Source organism: Cupriavidus sp. MPR-AND1C, assembly GCF_058809705.1.
The window spans coordinates 24769-38951 of sequence record NZ_JBXASU010000017.1 but is presented as its reverse complement, the minus strand read 5'-3'; the positions used below and the strand labels follow the sequence as shown (position 1 = coordinate 38951).

The window sequence follows — 14183 nt, the reverse complement described above, 5'->3', positions numbered from 1 at the left end:
ATCGAAGGTAAAATCTATCGATTAACGAAAATTGATAAGTCATGACGCTCACCGAACTCAAGTACATCGTCGCGGTCGCGCGCGAGCGCCATTTCGGCCGGGCGGCCGAAGCCTGCTTCGTGTCGCAGCCGACGCTGTCGGTGGCGATCAAGAAGCTGGAAGACGAACTCAATGTGCAGATCTTCGAGCGCGGCACGTCCGAAGTCTCGGTGACGCCGATCGGCGAGCAGATCGTGGCGCAGGCCCAGCGCGTGCTGGAGCAGACCATGGCCATCCGCGAGATCGCCAAGCAGGGCAAGGACCCGCTGGCCGGGCCGCTGCGCCTTGGCGTGATCTACACCATCGGGCCCTACCTGCTGCCCACGCTGGTCAAGGAAATGATCCAGACCGTGCCGCAGATGCCGCTGATGCTGCAGGAGAACTACACGGTCAAACTGATCGAGCTGCTCAAGCAGGGCGAGATCGATTGCGCCATCATGGCCGAGCCCTTTGCCGATTCCGGGCTGACCGTGCAGCCGCTGTATGACGAGCCCTTCGTCGTGGCGGTGCCGCGTGGCCACCATCTGGAGCATGCCGGGAAGGTGGATCCCGACGAACTCAAGCAGCAAACCATGCTGTTGCTGGGCAGTGGGCATTGCTTCCGCGACCAGGTGCTGGGCGTGTGCCCGGAGCTATCGCGCTTCTCGCAGGCGGCCGACGGCATCCAGAAGACCTTCGAAGGCTCCTCGCTCGAAACCATCCGCCATATGGTGGCAAGTGGCGTTGGCATCACGGTGCTGCCGCGGACTTCGGTGCCGGACCTGAAGCCCAACAAGAATGACCTGCTGGCCTACGTGCCCTTTACCGATCCCGTGCCCGACCGGCGCGTGGTGCTGGCCTGGCGCAAGAGCTTTACCCGCCTGCCGGCCATGGAAGCGTTGCGCCGCGCGGTGGCTGCCTGCGACTTGCCTGGCGTCAGCATGCTGGCCGCCAAGGAACTGGCTGAAGCCGCCTGAGCGCGCCCTGCCTGCCGGCGCTCCGCGCCGGCGGCAGGCTTTGCCCTGCCTTGTTTTTTCTCCCCCTCGATTTTTCTGGCTTCACCGTGTCTTTGCCCCATGCCAGGCTGGCGCGCAGGCAGGAATAGGCATGCTCTATTTCATAGTTAAAAATAATTGAATTTGAAATTCAATAGCTTTTCCGTAGACTTCATGCATCGGCGCATTGCGCGTTGTCATCCACAAGGAGTCGCACATGAAAGGCGAAACACCCAGCTTGACTGCCGCCGGCGATCTCCTGAGCGCACTGGCCGGCCGCATGGCCGACTGCCTGGCCTGTTACGCCACGGTGTACTGACATTTCCCCGCGGCTTTGCCGCAGCCCGCCCCAGCCAGGCTCCCCGTTCCACCCCCAAGAAAAATGAGGCCAAGATGAGCAAGAACAAGGACACTCTCACCACCGCCGCCGGCGCGCCGGTAGCCGACAACCAGAATTCGCAGACCGCAGGCCCGCGCGGCCCGATGCTGCTGCAAGACGTGTGGTTCCTGGAGAAGCTCGCTCACTTCGACCGCGAAGTCATCCCCGAGCGGCGCGTGCACGCCAAGGGCTCGGGCGCGCACGGCAAGTTCACGCTCACCCATGACATCTCGCGTTTCACCAAGGCCTCGGTCTTTGCCAGCGTAGGCAAGGAGACGCCGATCTTCATCCGCTTCTCCACGGTGGCCGGCGAGCGTGGCGCCGCCGACGCCGAGCGCGATGTGCGCGGGTTCTCGGTCAAGTTCTACACCGATGAAGGCAATTGGGACGTGGTGGGCAACAACACGCCGGTGTTCTTCGTGCGCGACCCGCTGAAATTCCCGGATTTCATCCACACGCAAAAACGCAATCCGCGCACCAACCTGCGCGACCCGATTGCCGTGTGGGATTTCTGGTCGCGCCATCCGGAATCGCTGCACCAGGTCACCATACTGATGAGCGACCGCGGCCTGCCGCAGAACTATCGCCAGATCCACGGTTTCGGCTCGCATACCTTCTCGTTCATCAATGCGGCCAACGAGCGTTTCTGGGTAAAGTTCCACTTCAAGTCGCAGCAGGGCATCGCCAACTGGACCAACGAAGAGGCAGCCAAGGTGGTGGCGGGCGACCGCGAGAGCGCGCAGCGCGACCTGTTCGAGAACATCGAGCGCGGCAACTTCCCGCGCTGGAACGTGCGCGTGCAGGTCATGCCCGAAGCCGATGCGGCCAAGTACCATATCAACCCGTTCGACCTCACCAAGGTGTGGCCGCACAAGGACTATCCGCTGATCGACGTGGGCGTGCTGGAGCTCAACCGCAACCCGGACAACTACTTCGCCGAGGTGGAGCAGGTGGCGATGAACCCCTCCAACATCGTGCCGGGGATCGGTTTCTCGCCCGACAAGATGCTGCAGGGCCGGCTCTTCTCGTACGGCGACACGCAGCGCTACCGCCTGGGCGTGAACCACAACCAGATCCCGGTGAACGCGCCCAAGTGCCCGTTCCACAATACCTTCCACCGCGATGGCGCGATGCGCGTGGACGGCAACCAGGGCGGCAAGCTCAACTACGAGCCGAACCGCGAGGGCGCCTACGCCGCCAGCGAGCGCGCCATCGAGCCGCCCCTGGCCCTGGATGGCGCGGCCGACCGCTTCGACCATCGTGTCGACAGCGATGACTACAGCCAGCCCGGCGCGCTGTTCCGCCTGTTCGACGAAGGCCAGCGCCAGCGTCTTTACGCGAACATTGCGGCGGCCATGCAGGGCGTGCCGGAAAGCATCGTGCGGGCGCAGCTGGAGCACTTCACCAAGGCCGATCCGGCTTATGGCGAGGGCGTCAAGCGCGCGCTCGACCTGAAGTAATGCGCAAGCAATGAAGCAGGGCAGTGCGGGTGGCCCCGAGCCGGGGCCACCTGGAAAGCCCGGCACGGAGAACCATCATGGCCATGTTCAGACTGTTCGTCAGCGAATTTCAGCAGTTGCAGCACGTTGCCCACGACCGCCCACGCCGCGCAGATGCGGCGCGCCTGCAGCGCAGGCTGTGGCGCACGGAGATCGGGCTGGCGGTGGTCGCGCTGGGCGCGCTCGCGATGTTCCTGGACGCAGCCACGGGTTTGTCCGCCTTTACCGGGTGATGCCATAATGTGCGGGTTGTGCCGCGTCCCGTGGCGCGGCAGTTGTCAGAGCCACCCCAGACTGGAGCGTACCTATCATGGCAAAGAAGAATGAGATGACCGTGAACATCGGCATTTCCGACAAAGAACGCAAGAAGATCGCGGAAGGCCTGTCCAAGTTGCTGGCGGATACCTACACGCTCTACCTCAAGACCCATAATTTCCACTGGAACGTCACGGGTCCGATGTTCAACACCTTGCACCTGATGTTCGAGACGCAATACACCGAGCTGGCGCTCGCCGTGGACTCGATCGCCGAGCGTATCCGCGCGCTGGGCTACCCGGCGCCGGGCACCTACAAGGAATACGCCCGCTTGTCGTCGATCCCGGAGGAAGAGGGCGTGCCCGAAGCCACCGAGATGATCCGCAAGCTGGTCGAAGGCCAGGAAGCCGTGGTGCGCACCGCGCGCTCGCTGTTCCCGGCCATCGACGCCGCCGGCGACGAGCCCTCCGCCGACTTGCTGACCCAGCGCATGCAGACGCATGAAAAAACCGCGTGGATGCTGCGCTCGATGCTGGCCTGATGCCCTGATCGACGCCACCGGCGGCCTTGGTGTGCTGCCGGCCATGCGCGCCGCGCCCTGACCGGGTCGCGGCGCGTTTTTCGTTGAATGCCATTGCCTTGCCCGACCCCGCGCCGCGGCCCCTTGCCATGTTTGAACGCTTAGCCCTGTACGCGCGCCTGGTGCGCATCGACAAGCCCATCGGCACGCTGCTGCTGCTGTGGCCCACGCTGTGGGCACTGTGGATGGCCTCGGGCGGCCAGCCGGTGTGGAGCCTGTTCTGGATCTTCTTCATCGGCACCTTCCTGATGCGCTCTGCCGGCTGCGCCATGAACGACTGGGCCGACCGCGACTTCGACAAACACGTCAAGCGCACCAAGGAGCGGCCCTTGACCGCGGGCAAGATCGCCGCGTGGGAGGCCGTGGCGGTGGCGGTGGTGCTGGCGCTGGCAGCCTTCGCGCTGATCACGCCACTCAATGGGTTTACCAAGTGGCTGGCGGTGGTCGGGGCCGTGCTTGCCGGTACCTATCCGTTCTTCAAGCGGTTCTTTGCCATCCCGCAGGCCTACCTTGGCATTGCTTTCGGCTTTGGCATCCCGATGACGTTCGCCGCGGTGCAGGACCATGTGCCAGTGGTGGCGTGGGTGATGCTGCTGGCCAATGTGTTCTGGGCGGTGGCCTACGATACCGCCTACGCCATGGTGGACCGCGACGATGACTTGCTGCTCGGCATGAAGACGTCGGCCATCACGTTCGGGCGGTTCGATGTCGCCGCCATCATGATCTGCTATGCGGTGTTCCTGGGGCTGATGGCCTGGGCCGGTACGCAGTTCGGGCTGGGCTGGCCGTACTGGATCGGGCTGGCGGCGGCGGCGGGATGCGCGGCGTATCACTACACGTTGATCCGCGAGCGGGATCGCATGAAGTGCTTTGCCGCGTTCCGGCACAACAACTGGCTGGGTGCTTGTGTGTTTGCCGGGGTGGCGGCAGCTTACGCGTTGCGCTGACGCTGCGCTCAGGCGTCCTGGCGCTTTGCGTCCTCTCCCGCGCGGCGGGAAAAGACGCACCTCACTCAGTCCTTGCCAAACTCCGCGCCCATTTCCGTCGCGCGTTCAGCGGCGGCGCGCATGGCCTTGACGAAGGCTTCGCCGATACCGGCGGCTTGCATGGCGGTGAGCGCGGCGTAGGTGGTGCCGCCCTTTGAGGTCACGCGCTCGCGCAGCAGGCTGACCGGCTCTTCCGACTGGGCAGCCAGGGCCGCGGCGCCGCGGAAGGTTTCCACCGCCAGCGCGCGCCCTTGCGCGGCGCTCAGGCCGAGTTCGACGGCCGCTTTCTCCATGGCTTCGATGAAGTAGAAGACGTAGGCCGGACCGCTGCCGGAGATGGCGGTCACTGCGTCGATCTGCGCGTCGCCTTCCACCCACTCGCACTTGCCCACGGCTTCGGCCAGCGCGCTGGCGATGTCGCGGTCTTGCTGCGCCAGCCCGGCTACCGCTGCCAGGCCGGTCATGCCCATGCCGGCCAGCGCCGGGGTGTTGGGCATGGCGCGCACCAGGCGGGTGCGCCCGCCGAACCAGCGCTGCATGTCGGCCAGGCGGATGCCGGCGGCCACGCTCACGATCAGGCTGTCGCCCAGGTGCGGCAGCAGCGCTGCCGCCGCTTCGCGGAACTGCTGCGGCTTGACCGCCAGCACAAGCACATCGCTCTTGCCAAAGGCGGTGTCGGGCGCGCCTGCCGCATGCACCCCGAGGTCGCGCCGCAGGCGCGCCTGCGCTTCATCGAACGGATCGACCACGCGGATCGAGGTGGCTGGCACGCCCCGGGCGATCAGGCCGCCGATCAGGGCGGTGGCCATATTGCCGCCGCCGAGGAAACCAAAGGTGAGAGTCTTGAGCATATCGGTCTCTTGCTGGGAATCGTCTGGAATCGTCTGGGAAGAAGGGGGCCGGCGTTCAGGCCGGCCTGGCCTGTGTCGCCTCGGGTGCCGTGGCATGGTCGCGTGCGCCGAAAATGGCGGTGCCGATGCGCACCACGGTAGCGCCCTCGGCAATGGCGGCCTCCATGTCGGCGGACATGCCCATCGAGAGCGTGTCCACATCGAGCCCGGCGGCGCGCAAGGTGTCGGCCAGGGCGCGCAGCGCGGCAAACGGCCGGCGCTGGGCCTCCATATCGCTCTGCGGCTCCGGAATGGCCATCAGGCCGCGCAGCCGCAACCCGGGCAGCGCCGCTACGGCGCGTGCCAGCGCGGGCACTTCGTCTGGCGCGACGCCGCTCTTGCTGGCTTCGCCGCTGATATTGACCTGCAGGCAGACCTGCAACGGCGCCATGCCGGCGGGCCGCTGCGCTGACAGCCGCTCGGCGATGCGCAGGCGGTCGATGGCATGGACCCAGTCGAACCGTTCGGCCACGACACGCGTCTTGTTGCTTTGCAGGGGGCCGATAAAGTGCCAGCTTATCTGGTCGCGCAAATCGCCAAGCTGCGCAATCTTGTCCACGCCCTCCTGCACGTAGTTCTCGCCAAAGGCGCGCTGGCCGGCGTCGAACGCAGCCTGCACGGCGGCGGCGGGGAAGGTCTTCGAAACCGCCAGAAGCGTGACTTCACCGGCCGGCCGCCCGGCCTGTTGTGCGGCTGCCGCGACGCGCCGGTTGACGGCTTGCAAGTTGGCGGCGATTACAGACATAATCCGGCGAACATATCAAGAAGTACAACAAAAGTACGACAAAAAGGGTGGGGTCATTATAGATGGACATCGCGCAGCTATTAGCTTTCGCCGTCAAGAACAAGGCGTCCGATCTCCATCTCTCGGCAGACATGCCGCCGATGGTGCGTATCCACGGCGATATGCGCCGCATCAATGTGGCCGCGATGGGCCACAAGGATGTCCACGCCATGGTGTACGACATCATGAGCGACACCCAGCGCAAGCAATATGAGGAACGGCTGGAAATCGACTTTTCCTTCGAGATCGCCAGCCTCTCGCGTTTCCGGGTCAATGCCTACAACACGCAGCGCGGCGCCGCCGCCGTGTTCCGGACCATTCCTTCCAAGGTACTGTCGCTGGAAGACCTGCGCGCGCCGGCGGTATTCGCTGACCTGTGCATGAAGCCGCGCGGCCTGGTGCTGGTGACCGGCCCGACCGGCTCGGGCAAGTCCACCACGCTGGCTGCGATGGTGGACCACCGCAACGATCAGGACATGGGCCACATCCTCACGGTGGAGGACCCGATCGAGTTCGTGCACACGTCCAAGAAGAGCCTGATCAACCAGCGCGAGCTGGGGCCGCACACGCATTCCTTCGCCAACGCCCTGCGCTCCGCGCTGCGTGAGGATCCCGACGTGGTGCTGGTGGGTGAGCTGCGCGACCTGGAAACCATCCGCCTGGCGCTGACCGCGGCCGAAACGGGCCACCTGGTGTTTGCCACGCTGCACACGAGCTCGGCGGCCAAGACCATCGACCGGGTTGTCGACGTGTTCCCGCCCGAAGAAAAAGACATGGTGCGCACCATGTTGTCGGAATCGCTGGAAGCGGTGATTTCGCAAACGCTGCTCAAGACGCGCGACGGCAACGGCCGCACGGCGGCCCACGAGATCATGATCGCCACACCAGCGATCCGCCACCTGATCCGCGAGAACAAGATCGCGCAGATGTACTCGATGATGCAGACCAGCAGCGGACTTGGCATGCAGACGCTGGACCAGTGCCTGTCGGACCTGATCAAGCGCGGCATCATCAACTACAACGATGCGCGCGCCATTGCCAAGAACCCCGACTCATTCACGGGCTGAGGCGAGTCCGCCGCATCCGAACCAGGACACTGCCATGCTCGATCGCGAATCCGCTGCCAAGTACATCAACGACCTGCTCGAGCTGATGGTGGGCAACCGTGGCTCGGACCTGTTCATCACCGCCGATTTTCCGCCGGCCATCAAGGTCGATGGCAAGATCACGCCAGTCTCGCAGCAGCCGCTCAACCCGACCCAGGCGCTCGGCCTGGTGCGCTCCATCATGAACGAGCGGCAGGCGGGCGAGTTCGACGGCAGCCGCGAGTGCAACTTCGCCATCTCCGTGCCCAACGCCGGGCGCTTTCGCGTCTCAGCGTTCATCCAGCAGGGCAAGGCGGGCATGGTGGTGCGTACCATCAATACGCGCATTCCTTCGGTGGAAGACCTCGACCTGCCGCCCGCGCTGCATGACATCGTGATGTCAAAGCGCGGACTGGTGATCGTCACCGGCGCCACCGGCTCGGGCAAGTCGACCTCGCTCGCGGCCATGCTCGATCACCGCAACGCGCATTCGTACGGGCACATCATCACCATCGAGGACCCGATCGAATACGTGCACGCGCACCAGAACTGCATCGTCACGCAGCGCGAGGTCGGCATCGATACCGACTCCTGGCACGTGGCGCTGAAGAACACGCTGCGCCAGGCGCCCGACGTGATCCTGATCGGCGAAATCCGCGATCGGGAAACCATGGAGTACGCGATGCAGTACGCGGAAACGGGCCACCTGTGCCTGGCCACGCTGCACGCCAACAATGCCAACCAGGCCATCGATCGCGTGGTCAACTTCTTCCCCGAGGAAAAGCGCCAGCAGTTGCTGATCGACCTGTCGCTCAACCTGAAGGCGATGGTGTCGCAGCGCCTGTTGCCGCGCAAGGGGCAGAAGGGCCGGGTGCCGGCAGTGGAGATCATGCTCGGCACGCCGCTGGTGGCCGACCTGATCTTCAAGGGCGAGATCCATGCGCTCAAGGAAGTCATCAAGAAATCGCGCGAGCAGGGCATGGTGTCGTTCGACCAGGCGCTCTTTGATCTCTACGAGGCTGGCAAGATCACCTACGAAGACGCGCTGCGCAATGCCGACTCCCTCAACGACCTGCGCTTGATGATCAAGCTGCACGGCACCATGGACCGCGAGACCGACCTGGGCGCCGGCACCGAACACCTGAACGTGATCTGAGCACTCACGGCAACGTACGCCAAGTACACTGTCCGGCGGCGGGCGCGCATCGCCTCCACCGCCGTGTCACCCGAGGATTCTGTCATGAGCAATGTCTACCAGTTCGAGGCCAGCTCCCTGGCCGGCCTGCCGGTGCCGCTGTCGCAATTCAGCGGCAAGGTGCTGCTGATCGTGAACACGGCCAGCGAGTGCGGCTTTACGCCGCAATATGCCGGCCTGCAGGCGCTGCAGGACCAGTACGCGGCCAGCGGCCTTGAAGTGCTGGGTTTTCCCTGCAACCAGTTCGGCAAGCAGGAGCCGGGCGACGCCGCGCAAATCGGCCAGTTTTGCGAGTCGCGCTTCCATGTCACCTTCCCGATGTTCGGCAAGATCGACGTCAAGGGAGATAACGCGCATCCGCTGTATCGCTGGCTGACCTCGGAGAAGCCGGGCGTGCTTGGCCTGGAAGCGATCAAGTGGAACTTCACCAAGTTCCTGCTGCGCCGCAACGGGACGGTGTTCAAGCGCTACGCGCCCACCACCAAGCCCGAGGATATCAAGCGCGACATCGAGACGCTGCTGGCCGAGTCGGCGTAGGGCGCGTCCCGAATCAGCCGGTCAGCCGATCACCCGACAGGCCGGCTAGCCGCTGGTGTGCTGCACTGCACGCAGGAAGCCGTTGAGCGAGCGGTCGGGGGTTTCGTGGAAGCGGTCTTCCAGCATGACGATGCCGCGGCAGCGGTCTAGGCGGAAGCTGCGATAGTCGGTGCGCGTGGCGCACCAGGCGGCCAGCAGCCAGCTATTGCCCCAGAAGAACAGGCCCAGCGGCTGCACGATGCGGTCGGTGGCGCGCTGCTGCGCGTCGGTGTAGTCCAGGCGCAGCAGGCGTTGCGCGTTCATGGCGCCATGCACCACGTCAAAGGCGTCGCGCACCTGCGGCAGGTTGACGAATTCGGGGGCGAACACGCGGCTTTGCTGCGCCGCATGACGCCGCGCGGGCGGTAGCGCCGCCACCAGCTTTTCCAGCGCGGGATCGGCCGCGGCGGCCAGCGCCCCGCCGCCCCAGGCCTTGAGCAGGCGCAGCCCGGCCACCATCGCTTCGACTTCGATCGCGGTAAACATCAGCGGAGGGACGTCATAGTCGGCCCGCAACCGGTAGCCGATGCCCGCTTCGCCCTCGACCGGCACGCCCGACAGCGACAGCGCCTGGATGTCCCGGTACACCGTGCGCTCGGACACCCCGAGCCGCTGCGCCAGCAGCGCCGCCGTGGTGAGGCGGCGCCCGCGCAGTACCTGGACGATCTGGAAAAGGCGGTCGGCGCGGCGGCTCATCGAGGCTTCATCTTGGTGCTATGCGGGTATTGGTAAAACGGTCGCGGTGGCCGGCTATCCTACCAGTGGCTGATGCAGGCCGACGCGATTGCCTTCGCTGTCGATGATATGCGCGATATGGCCGATATCGCCAGGCAACTGCAGCGGGCCGAACACGGTCTTGCCGCCGGCCGCGGTAACACGCGCCAGCAGCGCCGTGAGTTGCGGCGTGTGTAGGTAAGGCAGGCAGCCGTCGGCCGAAGGGCGGAAGCCCTCGCCGGCTACCAGTGCGCCGCCAGGCTCATGGTTGGCAAAGATAGCCATGTCGACCTGCGCCATGGTTTCGCGCTTGAGGGTGGTCTCGAAGGCCTGCTCGTAGAACCGGATGGCGCGGGCCATGTCCGCGACAGGAATTTCAAGCCAGTTGATTAGTCCGCTCATGATGGTCTCTCTCAGGGGAGGGGTGATGGAGAGACGGATCATGCGCGAGGGCTCCTGACAACGTCCTGTCAGCAGGGATCAGCGCGGCATCCACGCCGCCAGCATCGGCACCATCACGGCGGTCAGCACGCCGTTCAGGCCCATGCCGAGCGCGGCGAAGGCGCCGGCCTCCTGGTTGACCTGGAAGGCGCGCGCGGTGCCGATGCCGTGCGCTGCCACGCCGGTGGCGAAGCCGCGCACGGTGTAGTCGGAAATGCGCAGCAGGTTCAGCAGCTTGGTGGCGCTGACCGCGCCGATGATGCCGGTGGCCATCACCAGCACGGCGGTCAGCGAGGGCAGGCCACCGATCTTCTCGGCCACGCCCATGGCGATCGGGATGGTGACCGACTTGGGCGCGAGCGAGCGCATGGTCTCGGGCGAAGCGCCCAGCAGCCAGGCGATGCCCACGGCCGATACCACCGCCACCAGCGATCCCGCCAGCAGCCCGCCCAGCAGCGGGAACACATGCTTGCGCAACTTGGGCAGCTGCATGTAGAGCGGCACTGCCAGCGCGACGGTGGCGGGCCCGAGCAGGAAGTGGACGAACTGCGCGCCATCGAAATAGGTCTTGTACGGCGTGCCGGTTACTGTCAGCAGCGTGACCAGGATGGCGACCGCGATCATCACGGGATTGGCTAGCGGCGAGAAGCGCGCGCGCTCATAGACGCGGAACGCGAAGACATAGGCCAGCAAGGTAGCGGTCAGGCCGAGCAGCGGGCTGGCCGCCAGATAGACCCAGATCTCGTTCAGGCGCGGCGTCATGCTTGTTCTCCCGAACCGGCTTGCGCGCCGGCATCCTCAGGCGGCCGGGGCTTGCCCATCAGCGCGCGTGCCACCAGCGCGGTGGTGGCGATCGCCAGCCAGGTGGACACCACCAGCGCCACCACGATCGGCAGCCACTCCCCGCCGATGCGGTGCGCATGCACCATGATGCCGACGCCGGCCGGCACAAACAGCAGCGACAAGTGCTTGAGCAGCTCGGACGTGGTCCCCTGGATCACCGGCAGCAGCCGGTCGTCGAACGTGAGCCAGCCGAACAGCAGGATCATGCCGATCACCGGCCCGGGCACGGGCAGGCTCAGGGAATAGCTGAGCGCTTCCCCGACGGATTGGAAAACCAGCAGGATGGCGAAGGTCTGGAGCATGCGGGTGCGGGGACGGCCGGGATTGGAGCCCTCGCATGGTAACCCGGAGCGGCCTCTTCCTGCAGCGGGTTTGCTCTCCTCTCCCACTTGTGGGAGAGGCAGCCGTCGTCATGGCGCGCGGCCTTGGCCTGACTTGTCTGCTTCGGCCAGCACTTCGGGGGTACTTACCCCAGCATGCGGTCCACCAGCTCGATCCAGTGCATCACCGGCGTGCCGGTGCCGCTTTGCAGGTGCGTGATGCAGCCGATATTCGCCGAGACGATGGCCTCAGGCTTCAAGGCCTGCAGATTGGCGAGCTTCTCGTCGCGCAGCCGATAGGACAAAGCGGGCTGCAGCACCGAGTACGTGCCTGCGGAGCCACAGCACAGGTGGCTGTCGGCACAGAGCTTGACGTCCACGCCCAGGCCCGTCAGCAGGGCTTCCACCTTGCCGCGGATCTGCTGGCCGTGCTGCAGCGTGCAGGGCGCATGGTAGGCCACGCGCTGGCCGTTGGCGCCTTTGCTGCTTCCTGCCTCGGCGGCAGCGTCCTGCAGGGCGTCGGCGAAGTTCGGCAGCAGTTCCGACAAATCCTTGGTCAGCGCCGAGATCTGGCGCGCGCGATCGGCATAGCGGGCATCGTTGCGCAGCAGGTGCCCGTATTCCTTGACCATCACGCCGCAGCCCGAAGCCGTCATCACGATGGCCTCCGCGCCGGCTTGCACCGCCGGCCACCAGGCGTCGATATTGCGCCGCATATTGTCGAGGCCGCCGTCGTGGTCGCCGGTGTGATAGCGCACGGCGCCGCAACAACCGGCCTCGCGCGCCATCACCAGTTGCACGCCAAGGCGGTCGAATACACGCGCCGTGGCGGCATTGATGTTGGGCGACATCGAGGGCTGCACGCAGCCGTCGAGCAACAGCATCTTGCGCGCATGCGTGGTGCGCGGCCAAGCGCCGGCGTCGACCGCCTGCGGCACCTTGTTGCGCAGCGCCTGCGGCAACAGCGGGCGCACGCGCTGCCCCATGCGCATGGCCGTGCCGAACAGCGCCGGGCGCGTCATGGTCTCGCGCAGCGCCCACCGCGCAAAACGCTCGCGCGCCGGGCGCTGGATGCCTTGGGCCTCCAGGCGGTCATCTACCACCTTGCGGCCGATGTCGACCAGACGGCCGTACTTCACGCCCGAGGGGCAGGTGGATTCGCAGTTGCGGCAGGTCAGGCAGCGGTCCAGGTGCAGGCGTGTGCTTTGCGTGACGGGCTGGCCCTCCAGCACCTGCTTCATCAGGTAGATGCGGCCACGCGGGCCGTCCAGCTCGTCGCCGAGCAACTGGTAGGTGGGGCAGGTCGCGGTGCAGAAGCCGCAATGCACGCATTTGCCGACGATGGACTTGGCTTCTTCGCCGTCGGGCGTATCGCGCAGGAATTCGGCCAGTGTGGTTTGCATGGTTCGGGGACTCTCCGGTGCCTTGGCTGGGGATCGATGCGGTGTGGTGCGGTGCGGCCCGTGGCTCAGAGGCCGGCGTACATGCGCTGCGGGTTGAAGATGCCGGCGGGGTCGAACGTCGCCTTGAGCCGCTGATGGATGGCAGCCACCGGCGCGGACAGCGGCGTGAACACGCCCACGGACTTGTCGCCGTTGCGGAACAGCGTGGCGTGGCCGCCGGCCGCCTTGGCCGCGGCGCGCACGATGACGCTGTCGGCCGCGCTGTCGCTGCCGCCCAGCCACCAGCGCTGGCCGCCGCCCCATTCGATCAGTTGCCCGCCAGGCAGCGCCAGCGGCGCGGCGGTGGTTGGCACGGCAATGCGCCACAGTGCCCGGCCCGCTTGCACCGGGGCAAAGAAGGCGTGGCTGTGCTCGCGCAGTGCGCGCCACAATGCATCGGCTTGCGCGGCGTCCACGGCTTCGCCGCCAAGCCGCGCGCGCGCGGCGCGCAGCGCGGCCGCCGCGCCCGACAGGCGCAGGTGCAGCACGCCGTCGTGCCAGGCCGAAGCGGCAATCGGCAGGGGCTGGCCGCCCCAGTCGTTGAGGCGATCGAGCGCCGCAGCCTCGTCCAGCGCAAAACGCAGCGTGGCGTCGTCGAAGGGCACCGGCAGCACCTTGAGCGAGACTTCCAGGATCAGCCCTAGCGTGCCGAGCGACCCGGACATCAGCCGCGAGACGTCATAGCCGGCTACGTTCTTCATGACCTGGCCGCCAAAGCTCAGGACGTCGCCACGGCCATCCATCACGCGTGTGCCCAGCACAAAGTCACGCAACGCGCCCACCGCCTGCCGGCGCGGGCCGGACAGGCCGGCGGCCACGGCGCCGCCGATCGTGGCCACGTCGCTGCCATCGGCGCCGGTGCTGAAATGCGGCGGCTCGAACGCCAGCATCTGGCGCCGCTCGGCCAGCGCCGCCTCGATCTGCGCCAGCGGCGTGCCGCAGCGCGCGGTGATCACCAGCTCGGGCGGGTCGTAGTCGACGATGCCGCTGTAGGCGCGCGTGTCGAGCAGGGTTCCTTGCACGTGCTGGCCGTAGAAATCCTTGCTGCCGCCGCCGCGCAGGCGCAGCGGCGCGCGCGTGCCGGTGGCATGCCGGATGGCATCGCGAAAGGCTGTGAGGGTGGCTTGCGGATCTGCTGGCGTGGCTGGCATGGTGGCGGGCGGGTGTCGGCGTGAACTAAG

The 14183-nt window shown here is 66.2% G+C and carries 16 protein-coding genes; 8 read left to right on the top strand and 8 right to left on the bottom strand.

The genetic code is table 11. The annotated features are described in order from the left end of the window. Positions 1 to 41 precede the first annotated feature (41 nt). From AC1RWI_RS12285 to ubiA, 5 genes are all read left to right on the top strand, one after another. Positions 42 to 995 carry a LysR substrate-binding domain-containing protein gene (locus AC1RWI_RS12285; RefSeq protein ID WP_043349480.1) on the top strand — a complete coding sequence of 318 codons (954 nt, stop codon included), beginning with the start codon at positions 42 to 44 and terminating at the stop codon, positions 993 to 995. A 411-nt stretch (positions 996 to 1406) separates the two neighbouring features. Then, positions 1407 to 2852, top strand: a complete 1446-nt coding sequence (locus tag AC1RWI_RS12280; RefSeq protein ID WP_043349474.1) for a catalase — start codon at positions 1407 to 1409, stop codon at positions 2850 to 2852. Between the two features lie 77 nt (positions 2853 to 2929). Further along, positions 2930 to 3124 (top strand): hypothetical protein, encoded by a 195-nt coding sequence (locus AC1RWI_RS12275; RefSeq protein WP_043349470.1) that lies wholly within the window; start codon positions 2930 to 2932, stop codon positions 3122 to 3124. 77 nt (positions 3125 to 3201) lie between these two features. Next, entirely contained in the window at positions 3202 to 3687 is a 486-nt protein-coding gene (locus tag AC1RWI_RS12270) for a Dps family protein (RefSeq protein WP_043349465.1), read from the top strand. Positions 3688 to 3815: 128 nt separating this feature from the next. After that, on the top strand, positions 3816 to 4673 hold the full coding sequence (ubiA, locus tag AC1RWI_RS12265) for a 4-hydroxybenzoate octaprenyltransferase (protein ID WP_052494817.1): 858 nt from the start codon (positions 3816 to 3818) through the stop codon (positions 4671 to 4673). A 65-nt stretch (positions 4674 to 4738) separates the two neighbouring features. On the opposite strand, the gene proC is transcribed toward ubiA, so the two are convergent. Then, positions 4739 to 5563, bottom strand: coding sequence for a pyrroline-5-carboxylate reductase (gene proC / locus AC1RWI_RS12260; protein WP_043349460.1), 825 nt, complete (start codon positions 5561 to 5563; stop codon positions 4739 to 4741). A 55-nt stretch (positions 5564 to 5618) separates the two neighbouring features. Beyond that, positions 5619 to 6347, bottom strand: a complete 729-nt coding sequence (locus tag AC1RWI_RS12255) for a YggS family pyridoxal phosphate-dependent enzyme (RefSeq protein ID WP_043349456.1) — start codon at positions 6345 to 6347, stop codon at positions 5619 to 5621. A 62-nt stretch (positions 6348 to 6409) separates the two neighbouring features. Between AC1RWI_RS12255 and AC1RWI_RS12250 the strand changes: the two genes are divergently transcribed. From AC1RWI_RS12250 to AC1RWI_RS12240, 3 genes are all read left to right on the top strand, one after another. Further along, a complete protein-coding gene (locus tag AC1RWI_RS12250) occupies positions 6410 to 7453 on the top strand; it encodes a type IV pilus twitching motility protein PilT (RefSeq protein ID WP_043349453.1) in 1044 nt (347 codons plus the stop codon). A gap of 34 nt (positions 7454 to 7487) precedes the next feature. Next, positions 7488 to 8627 carry a PilT/PilU family type 4a pilus ATPase gene (locus tag AC1RWI_RS12245; RefSeq protein WP_043349449.1) on the top strand — a complete coding sequence of 380 codons (1140 nt, stop codon included), beginning with the start codon at positions 7488 to 7490 and terminating at the stop codon, positions 8625 to 8627. Positions 8628 to 8711: 84 nt separating this feature from the next. Then, entirely contained in the window at positions 8712 to 9203 is a 492-nt protein-coding gene (locus tag AC1RWI_RS12240; RefSeq protein ID WP_043349446.1) for a glutathione peroxidase, read from the top strand. A 45-nt stretch (positions 9204 to 9248) separates the two neighbouring features. Here the strand turns inward: AC1RWI_RS12240 and AC1RWI_RS12235 are convergent, their stop codons facing one another. The 6 genes from AC1RWI_RS12235 to glcE form a co-directional block, all read right to left on the bottom strand. Next, a complete protein-coding gene (locus AC1RWI_RS12235) occupies positions 9249 to 9938 on the bottom strand; it encodes a helix-turn-helix transcriptional regulator (protein WP_043349443.1) in 690 nt (229 codons plus the stop codon). Positions 9939 to 9992: 54 nt separating this feature from the next. Then, positions 9993 to 10358, bottom strand: a complete 366-nt coding sequence (locus AC1RWI_RS12230; RefSeq protein ID WP_173430689.1) for a VOC family protein — start codon at positions 10356 to 10358, stop codon at positions 9993 to 9995. A 78-nt stretch (positions 10359 to 10436) separates the two neighbouring features. After that, entirely contained in the window at positions 10437 to 11159 is a 723-nt protein-coding gene (locus AC1RWI_RS12225; RefSeq protein WP_043349437.1) for an LrgB family protein, read from the bottom strand. Next, the gene (locus AC1RWI_RS12220) at positions 11156 to 11542 is read right to left on the bottom strand and encodes a CidA/LrgA family protein (RefSeq protein WP_150985969.1); all 387 of its coding nucleotides are present in this window, start codon (positions 11540 to 11542) and stop codon (positions 11156 to 11158) included. Before AC1RWI_RS12220 ends, AC1RWI_RS12225 begins: the two co-directional genes overlap by 4 nt. Positions 11543 to 11706: 164 nt before the next feature. Beyond that, on the bottom strand, positions 11707 to 12963 hold the full coding sequence (gene glcF, locus AC1RWI_RS12215; protein ID WP_492866655.1) for a glycolate oxidase subunit GlcF: 1257 nt from the start codon (positions 12961 to 12963) through the stop codon (positions 11707 to 11709). A gap of 65 nt (positions 12964 to 13028) precedes the next feature. Continuing rightward, positions 13029 to 14153 carry a glycolate oxidase subunit GlcE gene (gene glcE / locus AC1RWI_RS12210; protein ID WP_492866653.1) on the bottom strand — a complete coding sequence of 375 codons (1125 nt, stop codon included), beginning with the start codon at positions 14151 to 14153 and terminating at the stop codon, positions 13029 to 13031. Between the last annotated feature and the right edge of the window lie 30 nt (positions 14154 to 14183).